This is a genomic window from Pseudomonas sp. TWI923, assembly GCF_039673365.1.
Lineage (GTDB): Bacteria > Pseudomonadota > Gammaproteobacteria > Pseudomonadales > Pseudomonadaceae > Aquipseudomonas > Aquipseudomonas sichuanensis.
This window is the reverse complement of record NZ_JBDJLM010000002.1, coordinates 45,900-61,071: the sequence shown is the minus strand read 5'-3', so window position 1 is coordinate 61,071 and position 15,172 is coordinate 45,900. Positions and strand designations below refer to the sequence as shown.

The 15,172-nt window shown below is 60.2% G+C and carries 27 protein-coding genes and 1 tRNA gene; 13 read left to right on the top strand and 15 right to left on the bottom strand.

From position 1 onward, the window contains the following. Positions 1-89: 89 nt before the first annotated feature. Positions 90-371 (bottom strand): phage holin family protein, encoded by a 282-nt coding sequence (locus ABE459_RS01380; protein WP_346647876.1) that lies wholly within the window; start codon positions 369-371, stop codon positions 90-92. After that, a complete protein-coding gene (locus ABE459_RS01375) occupies positions 372-746 on the bottom strand; it encodes a putative holin (RefSeq protein ID WP_346647875.1) in 375 nt (124 codons plus the stop codon). 188 nt (positions 747-934) lie between these two features. Between ABE459_RS01375 and ABE459_RS01370 the strand changes: the two genes are divergently transcribed. Beyond that, a complete protein-coding gene (locus ABE459_RS01370; protein WP_346647874.1) occupies positions 935-1,183 on the top strand; it encodes a DUF6555 family protein in 249 nt (82 codons plus the stop codon). A gap of 314 nt (positions 1,184-1,497) precedes the next feature. Here ABE459_RS01370 and ABE459_RS01365 read toward each other — a convergent pair whose 3' ends face one another. The 11 genes from ABE459_RS01365 to ABE459_RS01315 all read right to left on the bottom strand — a co-directional run bounded on the left by ABE459_RS01365 (position 1,498) and on the right by ABE459_RS01315 (position 9,231). Beyond that, the gene (locus ABE459_RS01365; RefSeq protein ID WP_346647873.1) at positions 1,498-2,058 is read right to left on the bottom strand and encodes a hypothetical protein; all 561 of its coding nucleotides are present in this window, start codon (positions 2,056-2,058) and stop codon (positions 1,498-1,500) included. A 360-nt stretch (positions 2,059-2,418) separates the two neighbouring features. Next, a complete protein-coding gene (locus ABE459_RS01360) occupies positions 2,419-3,627 on the bottom strand; it encodes a tyrosine-type recombinase/integrase (protein ID WP_346647872.1) in 1,209 nt (402 codons plus the stop codon). Next, positions 3,614-5,005, bottom strand: a complete 1,392-nt coding sequence (locus tag ABE459_RS01355) for a DnaB-like helicase C-terminal domain-containing protein (RefSeq protein ID WP_346647871.1) — start codon at positions 5,003-5,005, stop codon at positions 3,614-3,616. The genes ABE459_RS01360 and ABE459_RS01355 overlap by 14 nt, the downstream gene beginning before the upstream one ends. Then, entirely contained in the window at positions 5,002-5,802 is an 801-nt protein-coding gene (locus ABE459_RS01350; protein WP_346647870.1) for an ATP-binding protein, read from the bottom strand. The genes ABE459_RS01355 and ABE459_RS01350 overlap by 4 nt, the downstream gene beginning before the upstream one ends. Next, positions 5,783-6,514: a helix-turn-helix domain-containing protein gene (locus ABE459_RS01345; protein WP_346647869.1), complete on the bottom strand. Its 732-nt coding sequence runs from the start codon at positions 6,512-6,514 to the stop codon at positions 5,783-5,785. The genes ABE459_RS01350 and ABE459_RS01345 overlap by 20 nt, the downstream gene beginning before the upstream one ends. Before the next feature lie 4 nt (positions 6,515-6,518). Then, positions 6,519-6,797: a hypothetical protein gene (locus ABE459_RS01340; protein ID WP_346647868.1), complete on the bottom strand. Its 279-nt coding sequence runs from the start codon at positions 6,795-6,797 to the stop codon at positions 6,519-6,521. Further along, on the bottom strand, positions 6,794-7,540 hold the full coding sequence (locus ABE459_RS01335) for a phage antirepressor (RefSeq protein ID WP_346647867.1): 747 nt from the start codon (positions 7,538-7,540) through the stop codon (positions 6,794-6,796). Before ABE459_RS01335 ends, ABE459_RS01340 begins: the two co-directional genes overlap by 4 nt. Continuing rightward, positions 7,537-7,833, bottom strand: coding sequence for a hypothetical protein (locus tag ABE459_RS01330; protein WP_346647866.1), 297 nt, complete (start codon positions 7,831-7,833; stop codon positions 7,537-7,539). Before ABE459_RS01330 ends, ABE459_RS01335 begins: the two co-directional genes overlap by 4 nt. Continuing rightward, positions 7,827-8,120, bottom strand: a complete 294-nt coding sequence (locus ABE459_RS01325) for a hypothetical protein (RefSeq protein ID WP_346647865.1) — start codon at positions 8,118-8,120, stop codon at positions 7,827-7,829. The genes ABE459_RS01330 and ABE459_RS01325 overlap by 7 nt, the downstream gene beginning before the upstream one ends. After that, positions 8,117-8,593, bottom strand: coding sequence for a hypothetical protein (locus ABE459_RS01320; protein ID WP_346647864.1), 477 nt, complete (start codon positions 8,591-8,593; stop codon positions 8,117-8,119). Before ABE459_RS01320 ends, ABE459_RS01325 begins: the two co-directional genes overlap by 4 nt. Positions 8,594-8,826: 233 nt before the next feature. Then, positions 8,827-9,231, bottom strand: coding sequence for a hypothetical protein (locus ABE459_RS01315; RefSeq protein ID WP_346647863.1), 405 nt, complete (start codon positions 9,229-9,231; stop codon positions 8,827-8,829). Here ABE459_RS01315 and ABE459_RS01310 point away from each other — a divergent pair. The 4 genes from ABE459_RS01310 to ABE459_RS01295 are packed head-to-tail and all read left to right on the top strand — an operon-like array spanning position 9,218 to position 10,732. Next, positions 9,218-10,081 (top strand): helix-turn-helix transcriptional regulator, encoded by an 864-nt coding sequence (locus tag ABE459_RS01310; RefSeq protein ID WP_346647862.1) that lies wholly within the window; start codon positions 9,218-9,220, stop codon positions 10,079-10,081. The genes ABE459_RS01315 and ABE459_RS01310 overlap by 14 nt on opposite strands. Before the next feature lie 11 nt (positions 10,082-10,092). Next, positions 10,093-10,329, top strand: coding sequence for a hypothetical protein (locus ABE459_RS01305; protein WP_346647861.1), 237 nt, complete (start codon positions 10,093-10,095; stop codon positions 10,327-10,329). After that, positions 10,326-10,553: a hypothetical protein gene (locus tag ABE459_RS01300; protein WP_346647860.1), complete on the top strand. Its 228-nt coding sequence runs from the start codon at positions 10,326-10,328 to the stop codon at positions 10,551-10,553. The genes ABE459_RS01305 and ABE459_RS01300 overlap by 4 nt, the downstream gene beginning before the upstream one ends. Before the next feature lie 47 nt (positions 10,554-10,600). Then, a complete protein-coding gene (locus ABE459_RS01295) occupies positions 10,601-10,732 on the top strand; it encodes a YHYH domain-containing protein (protein ID WP_346647859.1) in 132 nt (43 codons plus the stop codon). A gap of 122 nt (positions 10,733-10,854) precedes the next feature. On the opposite strand, the gene ABE459_RS01290 is transcribed toward ABE459_RS01295, so the two are convergent. Then, entirely contained in the window at positions 10,855-11,193 is a 339-nt protein-coding gene (locus ABE459_RS01290; protein WP_346647858.1) for a hypothetical protein, read from the bottom strand. Between the two features lie 192 nt (positions 11,194-11,385). Here ABE459_RS01290 and ABE459_RS01285 point away from each other — a divergent pair, with 192 nt between their 5' ends. The 8 genes from ABE459_RS01285 (at position 11,386) to ABE459_RS01250 (ending at position 14,866) form a co-directional block, all read left to right on the top strand. Next, entirely contained in the window at positions 11,386-11,643 is a 258-nt protein-coding gene (locus ABE459_RS01285; protein WP_346647857.1) for a DUF1654 domain-containing protein, read from the top strand. A 209-nt stretch (positions 11,644-11,852) separates the two neighbouring features. Next, a complete protein-coding gene (locus tag ABE459_RS01280; protein WP_346647856.1) occupies positions 11,853-12,251 on the top strand; it encodes a helix-turn-helix transcriptional regulator in 399 nt (132 codons plus the stop codon). 90 nt (positions 12,252-12,341) lie between these two features. Then, positions 12,342-12,572, top strand: coding sequence for an Arc family DNA-binding protein (locus ABE459_RS01275; RefSeq protein ID WP_346647855.1), 231 nt, complete (start codon positions 12,342-12,344; stop codon positions 12,570-12,572). Next, positions 12,559-12,930 (top strand): hypothetical protein, encoded by a 372-nt coding sequence (locus ABE459_RS01270; RefSeq protein ID WP_346647854.1) that lies wholly within the window; start codon positions 12,559-12,561, stop codon positions 12,928-12,930. Before ABE459_RS01275 ends, ABE459_RS01270 begins: the two co-directional genes overlap by 14 nt. Continuing rightward, a complete protein-coding gene (locus tag ABE459_RS01265) occupies positions 12,927-13,118 on the top strand; it encodes a hypothetical protein (protein WP_346647853.1) in 192 nt (63 codons plus the stop codon). Before ABE459_RS01270 ends, ABE459_RS01265 begins: the two co-directional genes overlap by 4 nt. Then, positions 13,102-13,488: a hypothetical protein gene (locus ABE459_RS01260; RefSeq protein ID WP_346647852.1), complete on the top strand. Its 387-nt coding sequence runs from the start codon at positions 13,102-13,104 to the stop codon at positions 13,486-13,488. The genes ABE459_RS01265 and ABE459_RS01260 overlap by 17 nt, the downstream gene beginning before the upstream one ends. A 9-nt stretch (positions 13,489-13,497) precedes the next feature. After that, on the top strand, positions 13,498-13,728 hold the full coding sequence (locus tag ABE459_RS01255) for a hypothetical protein (RefSeq protein WP_346647851.1): 231 nt from the start codon (positions 13,498-13,500) through the stop codon (positions 13,726-13,728). 1 nt (position 13,729) lies between these two features. Further along, positions 13,730-14,866, top strand: coding sequence for a phage integrase Arm DNA-binding domain-containing protein (locus tag ABE459_RS01250; RefSeq protein ID WP_346647850.1), 1,137 nt, complete (start codon positions 13,730-13,732; stop codon positions 14,864-14,866). Between the two features lie 131 nt (positions 14,867-14,997). On the opposite strand, the gene ABE459_RS01245 is transcribed toward ABE459_RS01250, so the two are convergent. Beyond that, positions 14,998-15,074, bottom strand: a tRNA-Val gene (locus ABE459_RS01245). Positions 15,075-15,172 lie beyond the last annotated feature (98 nt).

The following is a 15,172-nucleotide window of genomic DNA, read 5'->3' as shown; positions in this document are numbered from 1 at the left end:
CTTTTCGACCTCTCCCTTGGGCCTCAATTGAATGATAGACATGTTCCCTCGCGCGCCTTGAAACGAGACGGGCGTGAACCGTGGCGCGGTCAATCGACTCTCACGATTTTGGCGACGTTTCCTTTAGCTCTACAAACCAGAATGGCAGCGAGCAAGTAGAACGCAGTGTTGAACCAGGACGCGTCGGCGAAATCGTCATGCAGCACCATGCGCCCGATGAGGCTCACGAACTGCATCCCGGTAATCGCACACGCGGCCCAGGCCATCAGGGAAACCCCTAGCTTGTATCGGGCATCCGGGTAGGACCGATAGCGCAGGCCGATCATCACGAAGATAACGGCGCACAAGGCGGCCTGGATAACGGAAACCATTCAACCCTCCTTCCCGGCTCGCAGGCGGACGACCCATTGCAGCCAGCGGGGCATTCGCCCGGTCTGCATCCACTCCAGCAAGCCGGAGAACGTGACTACACAGAGCACGCCGCAGACGAAGGCGCTGAAGCCTGCTGTCTGCGTCCAGGTCCTGCCCAGCATCTCGGCGGCGCCGAGGTAGCCGCCGATCCAGCCGGTCAGCAGGTAGCCGATGCGGCGCAGCATGCCAATATCCCTGGCATACACGACGTAGAAGAAAGCCCCGCCGAACGCGCCCACCAGGGTGGCCAGATCCAGCTGAGGGAAGACTGCGCCCAGACCGACGCTGGCAAGTACGCCGGTCACTGCAAGGGCGCCGGTGCTTGGCTCGGCCATAGGTGATGCTCCAGAAAGGAAAAAGGCCCGCCGAAGTGGCGAGCCCTTGAATGATGTGGCGAGGGTCTTCCCCCTCGGCTCGTCGAATGTGAAATGACTCACAGCAAGCAAAACGGTTTACACGGGCTCTTGCCCTAAGCAGAACAAGGCTCTAAAAACTCAGTGATCTAAGCTGATAAGGAGAGCCCATGCCGGATAATGCGCTGTATGTGATCAAGTATTCGCTGCGTGGCCTTGCGCGAGAATTCGTGGTTCGCTCAGATAGAATGGATGACGCTGACGCTTGGCACTGGGCAGCCTGCGATGCAGGCGTAGCAGTGATTCCACGCTTCGGACAGTCAGGCATACGAAAGGTGAGCCGCGCACAGGCTGAGCATTACGGCATTGGCGACGTCGCATGGCGTTCGATGGGCGCTGAGGGAAGGCTCCGGGATTAGCGATGAAATACCGCATCGAGTACAACTTCAGAGGGAAGTCCGGGCTTGGGTTTGTGACTCTCCGCAAGAGCTCAGCCTGAACGAAGCAGTGATCGCTCTCCTCCGGCTTGCCATTGCAAAAGACGGTTTAGCACAGCAGCTTCCAGATACGCCGGAGAAGCGAATGGAAATGGCTCGCGACCTAGGGATTTCCGACGTCCTTATCCAGCCTAAAGAATGACCCTCTAAACAGAACCCCAGGCTCGTCGGCCGGGGGTTGGTATGTGTCGCATTACTTGCAGCTGGACAAAACGCGCGAGTCGCGGCACAACGGCCTACTTTATAAGCGAGACCAGCGCTCGAACGGCCACCTTCAAGGCGGCCTCCTTTGCGGTATTTTTCAACTGCTCAGCCATGGGCGATCCGCTGAGCGTGGTCGCCGAGCCATGTTGGCCAGGGGCGGGCTGGGTAGCCGGCTTTGCGACTGTCGCTGGCTGGGCATCAGATGGAGACACTCGCTGCGCCTCCATACGCTTTGCAGCCTCTTTCTTCAGCCATTCATGCATCTCATCATCCATGACATCGGCGTTTCTAATCCGCTTGCGCATCGCCGTATCCGGATCTTCATCAGGCTTCAACTCAGCCAACAGGTGCTCGACATCTGCGAGAAACTGGGCAAGCGCAGCCTGATCGACTTCAAATGTGTCATGGGCGACCTTGTTGCGTAGAACGTAGACTCTACGGATTTTCGCAGCATCTCCAGGGCTCAGGCTGGCCGTAATGCTCTCACTCAGCTCTTTGAGCCCGGATCCAACAGCCCCGACATCTCGAAGCTGCTGCTCGAGTCTTCTGCTTCCATCAATGATCAAACCGATTGCTTCGATTGCACTGTTCATCACGTTTCCTCTTGGGCCATCGCAGGATAGCGAATTGGTGGCCCTTCAGAAACACGAAACCCCGACGCTTAGGCCGGGGTTTGTCTGTGTCGCGTGACGTTGCAAGCTGGACACGCTGCTATGAAAACAGGTGTTTATCCGTACGGAAAGCCTTTTTTACGCATGCGATTGCCCTTCTTCAGGAACTCCCGCTCGACTGGGGTCAAGCTCTTGCGCGGTAGAGCCGCTGCGACGTTATTCATGGCCACCTCCTGGCTCTGAATCTTGATTGCGCATCCTCCCTTGGGATGGATCCTGAAAACCGCCACAGCCCGCGTCGGCACTGGCGTCGGCGGGCAATGACGGAGCTTCCTGTCTCGGCTATGTCTCGGTGTGCAGCACAGTAAAGCCGTGCTGGTCGAGCTGCTGATGCCAGGCCTCCAGGGCGCGGCGCTTCAGGGCCTCGGCGGTGGTGTGTATATAGGTGGCGTCCAGATCCTTCATGGCGTGGTTGAGCAGCAGCTCACCGACCATGTAGTCCACCCCCAGGTCGGTCCAGGCCGTGCGGGCTAACTTGCGCAGATCGTGGCTCGACCACGCGCCCTGGGCCAGGTCGGTGAACAGGGTGCTGGCCTTGCTCGGGCTCAACGGCGCACCGTGGCTGCCGGGGAACAGTAACGGACCCGGGTAGCCCTGGGCGGTCTGCAAACGCTGGTAGCGGCGTAGCAGCGCACAGGCCTGGGCGGTCAGTGGCAGCGTGTGCTCGGCCTTGGTCTTGGTGTCGCCCGCCGGGATGAACCAGCGCCCCGCGTCGAGATTGAGATGACGCCAACGCGCCAGCCGGGTCTCCCCCAAGCGCGAGCCGTGGCATAGCATCATCAACGCCAGCATGCTGCCCGCCGGCTCGACCTCGAAGCGTTGGTTCAGCCGCGCCAGCAGGCCCGGCACATCATCCCCGCGCAGCCGCGCCGGCTTGGGCCGGATCCGCGTCCGCACGAAGTCGGTGAACTTCAGCGCCGCCAGCGGGTTGGCCGCCAGCAGCTCCAGGCGCAGGGCCTGACGGAACGCCACCGCGAGCACCCCATAGACCGAACGCACGAAGGACAGGGCGTAGCGCTCCTGCAGCGGCCACATCAGCTGCTGGTCTATCAGCTGTTTGTTGATCGCATCCAGGCGCTGGTCCCCCAGACGCGGCAGCAGGTGACGATCCAAGGCCGACCTGACGCTGGCCTTGCGCTTGGCCGACAGCCCCCGATCCCGGTTCATCCGGGCGCGGTACCACGCCAGCACCTCGCCCACGGTCGTCCAGCTGGTGGTGGTGGACTTGGCGCTGGCATCGGCCGCCCGGCGCGCCAGGATCGCCGGCAGCGTGGCCAGCATGGTCTTGGTGTTGATGCCCGGGTAATCCCCGGCCTTGCCCCAGCGCTGGCGAAACACCACGTGCCAGGCGCCTCGGGTGCGGTCGGTGGTCGAGTAACGGAAGCGCAGTTCGCGGTGGCGAGTATCGCGCAATTGACTTGCATCGCCGGCGGCGTGCCGGCGGATCTCGGCATCGCTGAGGGTGACGGTCAGGGTTTTAGAACCGCTCATGGCCCCCTCCCTTGTAGCGCTGGGCATAGCTGCCCCGCCCCGCCTCGATCTCGTCGTCGCAGGGCAGCGAGCCCATAAAGTCGGCAAAGCGCCCGTATTGCCCCTCCTGCTGGACGATGCAGCTGCCGACACGGGCGTGCCGGCACTTGGTCATGAGAATCTCGGTCAAGCCGTTCTGGCCTTCCTCGCTGTCCATGTCGCGATGGACCATCAGGATGCAGCTGGCGTCAGCCTCGATCTCGCCGGAGTCGCGCAGGTCGCTGGACTGCGGTTTCTTGCCCACCCGCTTGGTGGATTCGCGGTTCAGCTGCGCCAGCTCGATCACCGGGATGGCCAGTTCCTTGGCCAGTTGCAGCAGCGCCTTGCTGATCTGCCCCACCTCCTCGTTGCGGCTGCGGCCGGCGCGGTCGCCGCGCACCAGCGTCAGGTAATCGACCACGATCCCGGCCAGGCCGTGCTCGCGCTGACACTGCCGCGCCGTGGCGCGGATGCTGGCCGGGGTCTGCACCGGGTCATCACAAACGAACAACGGCGCCTGCTGGGCCTGGGCCACTGCGCTAACCATCCGCGCCCAGTCGTCGTCCTGCATCCGGTCTGGGTTGTCCAGCCGCTGGAGGGACACGCCGCCCAGCGAAGCAATGGCGCGCAGGCCCAGTTCTTCGCCCGGCATTTCGATGGAGAACACCAGCCACGGCTGCTTTTCTTTGACGGCGTTGTGCTGGGCGATCTGCAGGGCCAAGGTGGTCTTGCCGCTGCCGGGTAGGCCGGCGATCACCGTCACCTTCTTCGGGCGGATGCCCTGCACTAGCTCATCCAAGGTGTCGAGGCCTGTGCCGGGCCAGGCCGGTGCGTTGCCGTTCAACTTGTCATCGACCAGTTGCGCCGCCGCCCCCATCCACGCGTCCAGGCGCTTGAAACCCTTGGTCTCGCCGTCCAGGTCACGCAGTTCGGCCATGGCCTGTTGCGCCGTGGCGATCACCTCGGCGGTGGGGGCGCCCGCCTCCACCATGGTCTCGGCCTGGCCGGCAATGTCGAGAATGTGGCGGATAACACCCCACTCCTTCACGTGCTTGGCGTAGGCCTTCCAGTTAGCCATCGAGGGTACGTTGCGGGCCAGCTCGGCGGCGTAGGCCATGACCGAGTCGCTGCTGGGCAGGTGGCGGCGCACCATGCTCACGGTCACGGGGTCGATGGGCAGGTTGCGCTCGCGGCATTCCTGCATCGCCTCGAACAACGCCGCGTTATCGTCACGGTAGAAGTCACTGGCTCGCACCTGGCCGAGGATGTCCTCGACCAAGCCGGTATCCTGGTGCAGGCCGGCCTGCAACACCGCGCCGAGCACGCCATGTTCGGCTTCGTCGCTGAACAACGCCCTCATGCCACCGTCCTCATCGAGGACCAGGTGAAGCCGACGGCCATGCCACCGTTCTGGCGCAGGCGGTCCAGGGCGCGGTCACCGATGTAGGCCTTCAATCCGTCAACACCCAAGTTGCTGATCAGCACTGTGGGCAAAACCGCCTGATATCGGCGGTCGACGATCGCGTGCAGCAGCGCCAGCTCGTACTCGCTGCCCTTCTGACAACCGACCTCGTCAATCACCAACAGGTCCAGGCCGCCCAGGTGCAGAACCACATCCCGGTCGGTGTAACCCGAGTTGGCGACCATCGAGGCGCGCGCAAGGCTGATGACGTCGCTGGCTGGGATGATCAGCGCCCGGCACTGGTCAGCCACAACGGTGCGCACAATCGCGCTGGCAAGGTGAGTCTTGCCGCAGCCGACGTTGCCGGTCAGCAGCAGCGAGCGACCAGCGCGGAAGTGGCTCGGAAACTGCTCGGCGTAGTCGCGGCACTTGCTCAGGGCATTGCGCTGCTGAGCGGTGTGGGCGACATAGCCGTCGAACGTCGCGTCAGCGAAGCGCGGTGTGATGCCGGCCCCGATCAGCGCCGCAGTGGTGCGCTCAGCGAGGGCCTGACGCTGGGCCAGCGCGTAGGTTTCGGAATCGCGCGCAGCCAAGTGCAGCGCCTCCCACTGGCAGCGCTTGCAGCCGCGCACCAGCAGCGAGCCGTCCAGTTGCTCGACTTCGCTCATGTCGACCTCGCCATGCGCGGGACACTGACCAGTGAACGCTCGCTTGGCCGGGGCACGGTGGAACAGATCAGAAATTTGCACGGCCATCGGCGCTCTCCAGGTACATGTCAGGGGTGTGTTGCGGCAGGTCGTTGAATGACCCAAAGTGCGCGGCGTGGCCGGCGGGCTGAACAACGTCGTGCCAGCGCTCGCCGTTGAGCCAGGTCGAGGCCAACGGGATGTACTGGCCGCCAGCCTTGGTCCAGTCCGGAGAGGCACAGTGCTTGGCGAGCGCGGCGATCATGAGTGTCTGCAGGTCGACAGTCGGGTTGAGTTTGTTCCAGGCCTTCAGCGCCTCCTTGCGACTCCTCTTTTTCGGGTACAGCTTCCAGAATTGATCGAACCCAGCGGCATCGAAAATGCACACAGGTATAGGTTCTTTGACTGGTTCAAAAGAGTGACTGGTTCTGGTGCTTTCTGGGCCTACACCCCCTCTAGGCTCTGGGCCTACACCTGTGCTTTCTGGGCCTACAGGGGGGCTGTTTCGGCCTACACCTGAAAGTGTCAGGGTATACAGGTTGGTGGAGTTCCCTTTCGGACCATCCCGATTCTCAATTCGAAGCAGACCTTGGGCCTCCAACTGCTTGATGTGCTTGCGCACGGTACTGCGGTCGATCTCGCATTGATCAGCGATATGTTGATACGACGGCCAGCACTCGCCCTGATCGCTGGCGTTGTCCGCCAGCTTGATCAGCACCAGCTTGCGCAGCGGATTGCCAACTGCGGTATTCATGGCCTTGACCATTAAATCCATGCTCACGGGCTCAAATCTCCAACACAGCGGTGATCCGCTGAACAAACAGGTCGTACGGTTCTGCCAGGGCGATGCCCTCGTCTTCCAGGTCGGCGCGTCGACGCTTCGCGGCCTCGTAGATCAGCCGGCGATCATACTCAGGAAGACGGCTTGCCCTGGCCTCCACTGAGGTGTGCCCGCCGGCTGCGGTTGCGCGGTGGGGTTCCGTCAGCGGCTCGAAATACACCTCGCTGATCCCAACCGAGTCAGTCGGGCGAGGACCGAGAAACGGGATGGTGTTGTCGATCATCGCGTAGACCTCGACTTGATCTTGAAACGGTCCTGCGGAATTTCCGGGTGAGTGGCGCGCTCGGCCGTGACGTACATGCACTGCGCAACGAACTGATCGAAGCGGCGCGTGATTGCTGCTCTGGGCCAAATGGCGAAGGGCTGTCCGCCTTCGCCCGCGTGCCGGCTGCGCACCATGGCGAATGGCAGCGGCGCGCCGGACACCTCGCGCATCACCGCATTGACCACCCACACAGGTAGGCCGTGACGGTGGTTGATGCGGTCGCGGATCGAGGTGATGGTCTCAAAGCCGCTGGGCACGGAGTCGAGATAGCGGACCTGCTCAAGCTTGGCGGTGCGGTCCTCGACTCGCTCCAATGCCACCCGCTGCTCGGCCTGCTGGCGCTCGATCGCCACCAACTGGTTCGCGCTGGCCGCGATGAGCTCGGCCTGGGTCATGGGGCGGGCTTGCTGCCCCTCCAGCTCATTCAGGCGGGCGAGCACTCGACGGCGAACACCCTTCGACTCACGCATGGCGACCAACTTGCATTGGTCAGCGGTGAGTCGAAGCCCTTCGGACTGGGTGTTGTTCAAATTTTGCACTACGAAAGTTTCGTAATGCTCCCCGTCGAGCTCATCCTTGCAGCGTGCAACGAAGTCGTTGTGGCGGACAGATCCTTCGCCGAACGCGGCCCGGGACTCGTTGACCAGCGCCAGCAGCTCGGTGGTGTCCATGGTGGTGAAGGCAGTAGAAGGCAGTGTCATGCAGTACCTCCCACGTCCTTTGCATCATGGAAGGCCGCCGCATTGCGGTGCGGGTACAGGAAATTACGAGTGCCGAAGACAACGCACTCCATAAGGCGCTCAAGCTCGCACACGACGGGGCTTTCAAAGCCCCCGAGCCCAGGGACGATCTTCGACCAGTACAGGCTCTTGATCGCCCGGAACGCCTCGCGGGCCTCGTTGAATTTAGCAACCTCATCTGCAGAGAGGGTCACGTCCTGTACCAGCTCGCCGGCAGCAGGCGTCGGCATTAGTTGGTTGTGCACAGTCAGCATGCCGCACCTCCCGCGCCACGATTTCGAGGGGTAGGCTTTTGTGGCGCGGCGCGATCGTTGGAGATTTTCCTGAAGTCCTCAATCGCGCTATCAACACCGCTGAATCCGGTGTCATCGAGAAACTTTGCCAGGCCGGCGAGCGCTTCGACATTGCGCCCACCCTCATGCAAATGGCTCAGGCGGATGGCGCTCGCCAGGCCGGCGAGCCAGACAAGATGATCGCGCGCTGCAAGCAACTGGAATTCGGCCTCGGCGGCAACATCAGCAACTGTCGGGGTGGCGGTCATACATCCCCCCCATTACCGGCTGCCCCGGCGACGCTCTTTTCGACCGAGAAAATCAGGGCGTTCACCGTCTCACCAAGAAACTCAAGAGCTGCCACCCCATCGCAGTAAACCATCTCGCCATAGTTCAGCGAGTCGTGCATGTGCCGGCAAAGTTGGCTCATACCTGAAGAAAGGGTGCGCGCGGCCTGTAGTGCATCTTGGGCATCCAGGCCCGGCTCAACACTGAGAAGCTGATCCCTGGAGTTCGCGATGGGTGTGCTGAGAAGACCGATCTTTCTGGCGAGGATTGGTTGCGCCGCTGGTGGCGAGGTGGTATTTTTTGGGTGCACGAGATCGTCCTCCAAAGACGAAGAAGTTTTAAAAGTTGCTTGCTCGACACAAGCGACACGCTTTACGAAGCCCGGCCTGCGAAGCCGGGTTTTTTGTGCCTGGCGTTTGGTTATCCCATCTTCCACGGAACACAAAATATGCAACCCCCTCCCCTGAGAGGGTCATTGGCTAACCTGGTCGGGCCTGCCGAATTGATGCTCGTGTGCGCATATCACATTCCCCCAAACTGCAAGTCATGCCCTAATAGTGGAAAGGCAATGCCCCTAAATCGTGTGCTGTGTGGCAATTTTCTGCCGTCCGGACGCGGAAATGCTTTTAATCGGGTTTAAAGAATGCTCGCCGGCCCCGAAGAGATTCTGCATGCGGAGTTTCTCGATCACGGCGAGGCCTTCGAGGCACTGGATGGATGAACAGCCCCACCAGTGGAGCTGTGCTGATGGCTGGTTGCCGGTATCTTTTGCGTCATGGTCGACGGAGCTTGACGGATTCGCGACAGGTCGCTCATTTCGGCTCTGCTCCTTGCGGTTGTGGTTGGTTGTGCGGCGGACTCGGCAGTCGTTGCCGCGATCGCTGCGAGTTTCGGGAAAAACGAGAAGGCCGAGACGCGGCCGTCGGTTGCCTTGTGCAGGTTCGCGGCTACGTCCTCGGATGGTTTGCGATGGCCTCCAGCGATCAGCCAGAGGTAGCCGACCGATATTCCCGATGAGTCTGCCACGCGCTGGCGCTCATCGGTGCTGGCGCCGCTAAGCCAGGTCTGCATTTCAGGGATGGGGGTTTTCATCTTCGTTACCTTTCCGCGAGATAAATCAAATTTATCTTACAGATATTTTTTAGGCAACAAACTATTGATCGGAACGATTATTTATCAGATGGATAAAAGCAGGGATGATTCGCGCATGGATACGAACAGCATTCGACGCGAAAATTTGCGAGCCCTTGCGGCCCGATACCCAACCCAGGCCGAGTTTGCAGCAGCCTGCGGCACTGCTCCTTCAGTTATCAGCCTGATCGTTTCGCCAAACCCCAAGCGAAATCTCGGCCCTCAGCTTGCCAGGAGGATCGAGGAAGCGACCGGTATGCCACATGGCTGGCTTGATCAGCCGCACTCGGCTAGTGAGATCAGGAAGCCAGTTGCAAATGGCAAAATTGAATCCGAAGGCATCGATCAGTGGTCGGACGACACCCCGCTTGATGATGATGAAATCGAGCTCCCGTTCCTCAAGGAAGTTGAACTGTCCGCTGGAGGCGGAAAAACGGTGGTAGAGGTCAGCGGCACCAGGAAGCTGAGATTCGGAAAATACACCGTCCGAAACCTAGGCGTTCAGCCAGACCAAGCCGTTTGCGTGTCTGTTTCTGGGAATTCCATGGAGCCCGTCCTGCAGAATGGTGGGACGGTTGCCGTGGATCGTGGCAAGAACAAGGTCTCGGATGTTGTAGACGGGAAGATGTACGCGCTCAGTCATGCCGGACATGTGCGCGTAAAGCAGCTTTATCGACTTGCCCGTGGTGGCCTACGGCTTCGCAGCTTTAACCGTGACGAGCATCCAGATGAGGAGTACACGGCAGAGCAGCTGATCGAAGAAGATATTGAAATCATCGGCCGAGTCTTCTGGGGCGCATCTTTCTTCTAGGGAGGCCTGCCATGCCCCTCACCAAGCCCAACCAAGAGCTACACGAAGACCTCGATGGACATGCGGCCTCCCTTGATTGGGCTGCGCATGACCTACTTTTAATCGCTAAACGAATTGAAGAGGCTGGCCTGGCAGATGATGCAAAGGCTCTAAATAAAATCGGTAAGGATCTGAAGGAGTGGAGAGAAATTGTGCTCACCATTTCTGATGAGGTTGAGGATGAGCTGATCGTCAGGAGCGAGCCATGAGCCTTACCAAGCCCAGCCAGCAGCTGCGCCGAGACCTGAAGGATGCTGCCTCTGCCCTGGAAAGCGCAGCTCTAGAGATCTTCCATAGGGCCCAGATGGGCGAAAAAGATGAGTTATCAGCCTCAATGAAGTATGTCGAAAGTCTGCATCAGCTGGCGGATCGATTGAAGGGGTATGGGGAGGAAGTCAAGGACGGGCGAGTGACCCGAAGCAATGCAGAATGACCCGCTCACAAAGACTTAACGGTTTCTATCAACACATGGAGTGCGTTATGAAATTCACCAGCATTTTCTTGGCAGCAATTCTCGCAGCCACCTCCCTATCTGCTATCGCTCATGGCGGTCGTACCGACAAGCAAGGCTGCCATTACGACAAAAAGGCGGGTAGCCGGCACTGCCATTGAGACGGACCTTGCCCGCCACTGACCTGTATCGATCTTGACGTCCCGGCCCTAAGCTGTCGAGCTGATGCGAATTGCCGTGCGCCTGAGCGAGGCCGGAAACGAGCCTGACGCTCAGGCCATGATCAGGATTTACAGAGGCGCTGGCTGATCTGATTGCCAGGCAGAAGGCGGATAGCTCTGATAGCCTGGCGCTCAATGACTGATGGGGGGAGTTGAAGACTTTTTACTCCCTGCCTCGACCTACAGACCTCTCCAGCGCCAACGACAAGGCTGGCGTAACGGTCGGTCGCCTCGAAGATCAAAGCGCTCCTCTCCTCCTCACTTATTAGTCCACCTCGCTGGTAGTTGTCGGCCAGCCGGACCAGTTCCTCGTACTGCTCAGCTGCATCCATCCGAACCACTGACGTCGTGAAAAGCTCTCGCCAGGCCATGAGTGCTTTTTCCCTGTCATTCCAGGTCATGACCGTCTCCGGTAGCTGTTTCTCGGTAGAGGCAGGGATCGCTTGGATGGTTCAGCGGAATTGAGCGCACCCGCCGTCGAGCGGGCTTTTTCTGGCCGCTCAATCTAGGAGTACAGATGCACTCTAACCAGTATTGCCATTTACAACTGAATAAAATACTGTTCATCCATACAGCTAATGGAGTGCACCACCATGACCAAACAACAGCAAAAATCGAAAGCACCCGCCCCGCCGACCCCCTTCGAAATGATGGGGGCGCGCATCCAGAAGATCATCAATTCACCGGCAGCGCAGAAGGTCCGCTCGGTCGTGATCGCCAAGGAAGAACACGAAGCGCCCGGCGATTGGGAGCGATTCCTAGATGAGGTGACCGAGAACGACAACGTCACGCTCGACTACCGCGACGACGGATCAGTAAAGCTCGCCTGGACCGTTCCCGCCGAAGACTGATTTTCGATTCCCTCCTTTGCCCGCCTTGTGCGGGCTTTTTTATGCCGTTGAAATTACCTGATAAACGAATCAATATCTCAGCCAAGCTTAATTTATCAAATTGATATTGACAGCTATTTATCATATGGATAAATTTAAATCCATTGAAGCGCTACACAGCCACTCGGGAAACCTTTCTACTCATCGCCGCTAAGCAAGGAGCACTCACCATGACCACAGCAACCTCCATCACCTCCAATGGCTGGACCGGCTTCCTGGGTCGTGAGCTCTCTCTGCGCGAGGTGCAGTGTGTCTTGGGTATCGCCGGCGGTCAGACCTCGAAAGAGCTGGCTCGCGACCTAGGCGTGCAGCCCGACTCGATCAAGAAACGCGTGCTGAGTGCGACCACGAAGCTCGGCGTCACTCGCCGTGCTCAGCTCGTCGCCGTGGCCATGCAGAAAGGGCTGATCAGCCCGATAGCTACCACCCTTGCGCTGGTGCTGACCCTGCACTCGATGATTGGGGACGATGTCGCACTGCGCGTCCGGCGCGGCGGCAGCGGAGGCGAGAAACGGATTGAAACTCGTGCTCCAACTCGGCGCGCCGAGTGCGCTTTGGCGGTGGCGTGACGCCGCCCACCTGATCTGACCAACCCTTGATTTTGCGAAAGCCAACAATCGCGGCGGGCCCTCGGCTTGCCCTGAAAAAGGAGCTTCACCATGACCACTTTCAACCATAACAGCCGCGATGCCGACAAATTTGTGATTCGCCTTCCTGACGGGATGAGAGATCAAGTCGCAATCGCAGCCGAGGCTGATGATCGTTCGATGAACAGCCTGATGATCACCGCTCTGCGCGAGTACCTTGATGGACGTGCGCGCAAGAACGCTCTGCTCGATGCTCTCACCCTGGCTGCCGAGTCGAAGGGGGTGACCCATGACGCTGCCTGACCGCATCACCCTCGCGCTGCGCGCACCCGAAGGCGCAACCCTGGAGCAGGTGCTGCCGTTCGCCATGCTCAGCGCCCACGTCTCGATCGGTCGCGGCCTGACTGTTATCGCCGCCGCCAGCCAGGGCGACTTGGTGTCGCCAGCGCTTGAGCGTGAAGAGTTCGATTTCGATGAGCACGTCCGCATGGCTGCTGATGCTCGCCGGTACCGATGTCTGCGAAGTCGGCACTGCATCAGCTCCACTTCCCATGGCCTGTTGGCGGCCCGCGGCTTGCGTTCGCTATCCGGTGACGATCTTGATCGATTAATCGATCACGCGCAGCGCCAAGACCAGGCCCTGCCGGAGGAGCAGCTATGACCCAGCCAAAGCCAACCCTGAACGAGTTCGAGGACTTGGGCGAGCGCCTGGTGCGCTTCGGCAAGGCTCTGCAGGACAGCACCACCAGCGTCGGCCGGCTCAACCAGCTGGCCCGCGAGTGCGGTATCACACTGCGCCTGCGCGCCGTTACCGAAATGGAGGATGCCAGCCATGGGCAGTCTCGCTGAAATGGCGCTGGAACACGCCCGCCAGCGGATCAGCGGGAAGCCAGCGAAAGCGCCTACATCGAAGGCGCCGAAAATTAGCGCCCCGGCGCCGGACGCCAGACCGCGCAGCCTGGAGGCAGTCGTCACCGGCCCCATTAACCACTTCATGTTCCTGGAGGGGCGAAACTGGGCAGTCGACATGGTTGCATCGCTCCGCGCCTCCCCGGTTGCCGTGGTGATCGAGCGCCTGGCTGGTGCTGCCGTGGATCGGCCGTGCAGCTATGCGGCTGGCATCCAGTCGGTGACCAAGGAGCTGCTGGAGGCTGATGCGACAGATCACCGTGACAGCGAGAACCTGGCGCGTCAGGCGTCGAATCACAGTAACAATTGAGGCTCAGCCATGGCTAAAGTCATAGCTCAAATCACCGCCAGCCTGCCTAGGCTCATGGAGGCTGGCGAGTACCGGAAGCTGCGCTACGCCGGCGGTAAACCGAGCTTGCAGCAGCTGAAGAAATGGATTGATGACGGAGAGCTGGCGGGCGAAGTGCGCGGCGGGATGTACTTCGTCGACCTACAGGCCGCCGTGATCGGCTCGAACGACCCGCTCTTGGCTCAGATGCTGGATATTTGAAATGGCACCACGACCGCGCAGCCCGAAGAACAAGACGCTTCCGCCCAACCTGTACCCAAACGGGAAATACTGGCGATACAAGAACCCGATCACCGGGAAGATGACCAGCATCAACAAGCCGTATGACGAGGCGGTGCGCCTGGCAAAGGCCGCCAACGCCAAGCTGGCCTTCCTTATGACCGACAACGGCGAGATGCTGGCCACCATCACCGGCGACCGCCTGCCGACTATCGGCAACCTGATCGATCGCTTCGAAACCGAGTGGCTGCCCGAGCGCGGCTATGCGCGGTCGTCGCTGGACGAGATCGGCTACAAGCTCAAGCGCTACCGGGCGGATATCGGGCACCTGCTGGTGGGCCAGTTCGACGTTCTTGCCGCCGCCGAGTATCTGGACCAGTTCAGCAACAACGCCTACACGAAGCACCGCAGCCTGCTAGTCAGCCTGCTGACCTTCGCGATCGCCAAAGGCATGACCGAGCGCAACGCTGCCGACATGACTCTGCTAAAAAAAGAGGCGAAGAAGAAGCGCCAGCGCCACACCATTGAAGGCGTGCAGAAGATCCTGGACGCAGACACCACACCGGGGTGGCTCAAGCGCGCTATCCGGTTGGGCCTGACCAGCCTGCAGCGGCGCGAAGATATCGTGACATGGAAGAAGTCGGCGGTTGACCTGATCAAGAACACCATCAAGGTATCCCCTGGGAAGACCGACAACTACGACACGCCGATCCACTTGCAGATCATCATGGGTAAGGCACTGCGCGAGACGGTGAACGAGTGCTTTCGGTCGCCAATCATTTCGCCCCTCCTGATCCATTACCGCCCGAAGGCGCGCCGACAGGACCAGATCGAGGCGAAAGAACATTGGACGGCGGTCACCCCTGATTACCTGTCCAAGAGCTTCAGGAAGGCCAGGGACGCCGCGAAGGCATACGACCACCTCGATCTCGAGGAGCGCCCAACCTTCCATGAGATCCGAGCCCTGGGCGCCTGGCTGTACGAGCAGCAGAAGTTCTCGACCGAATATGTGCAGTTGCTGATGGGGCACGCCACTGCTGAGATGACCGAGCGGTACCAAGACGGGCACGCACCGAAAGAAATTCAGTACGTCGAAGTGAAGGCTGATCTGGCCATCTGATGAACGGCGGGGCCGGCATAGACCAGATTGAGGTGGGTGGTTTTGCAAAAGTTTTGCAAAAGTTTTGCAAAAACAAAAAGGGCGACCCTCTCGGATCGCCCTTCAAGTGCCCGGAAACCGGGGCTTTTGTTTGGTAGGCACAATTGGACTCGAACCAACGACCCCCACCATGTCAAGGTGGTGCTCTAACCAACTGAGCTATGTGCCTGTCGTGTGGGGCGCATTCTACGCGTTACAAAATCGCTGTCAACGCTTTTTTTCACGCTAAGCTACTGAATCTTAAAAATATTTAAAAAAGGATAGCGG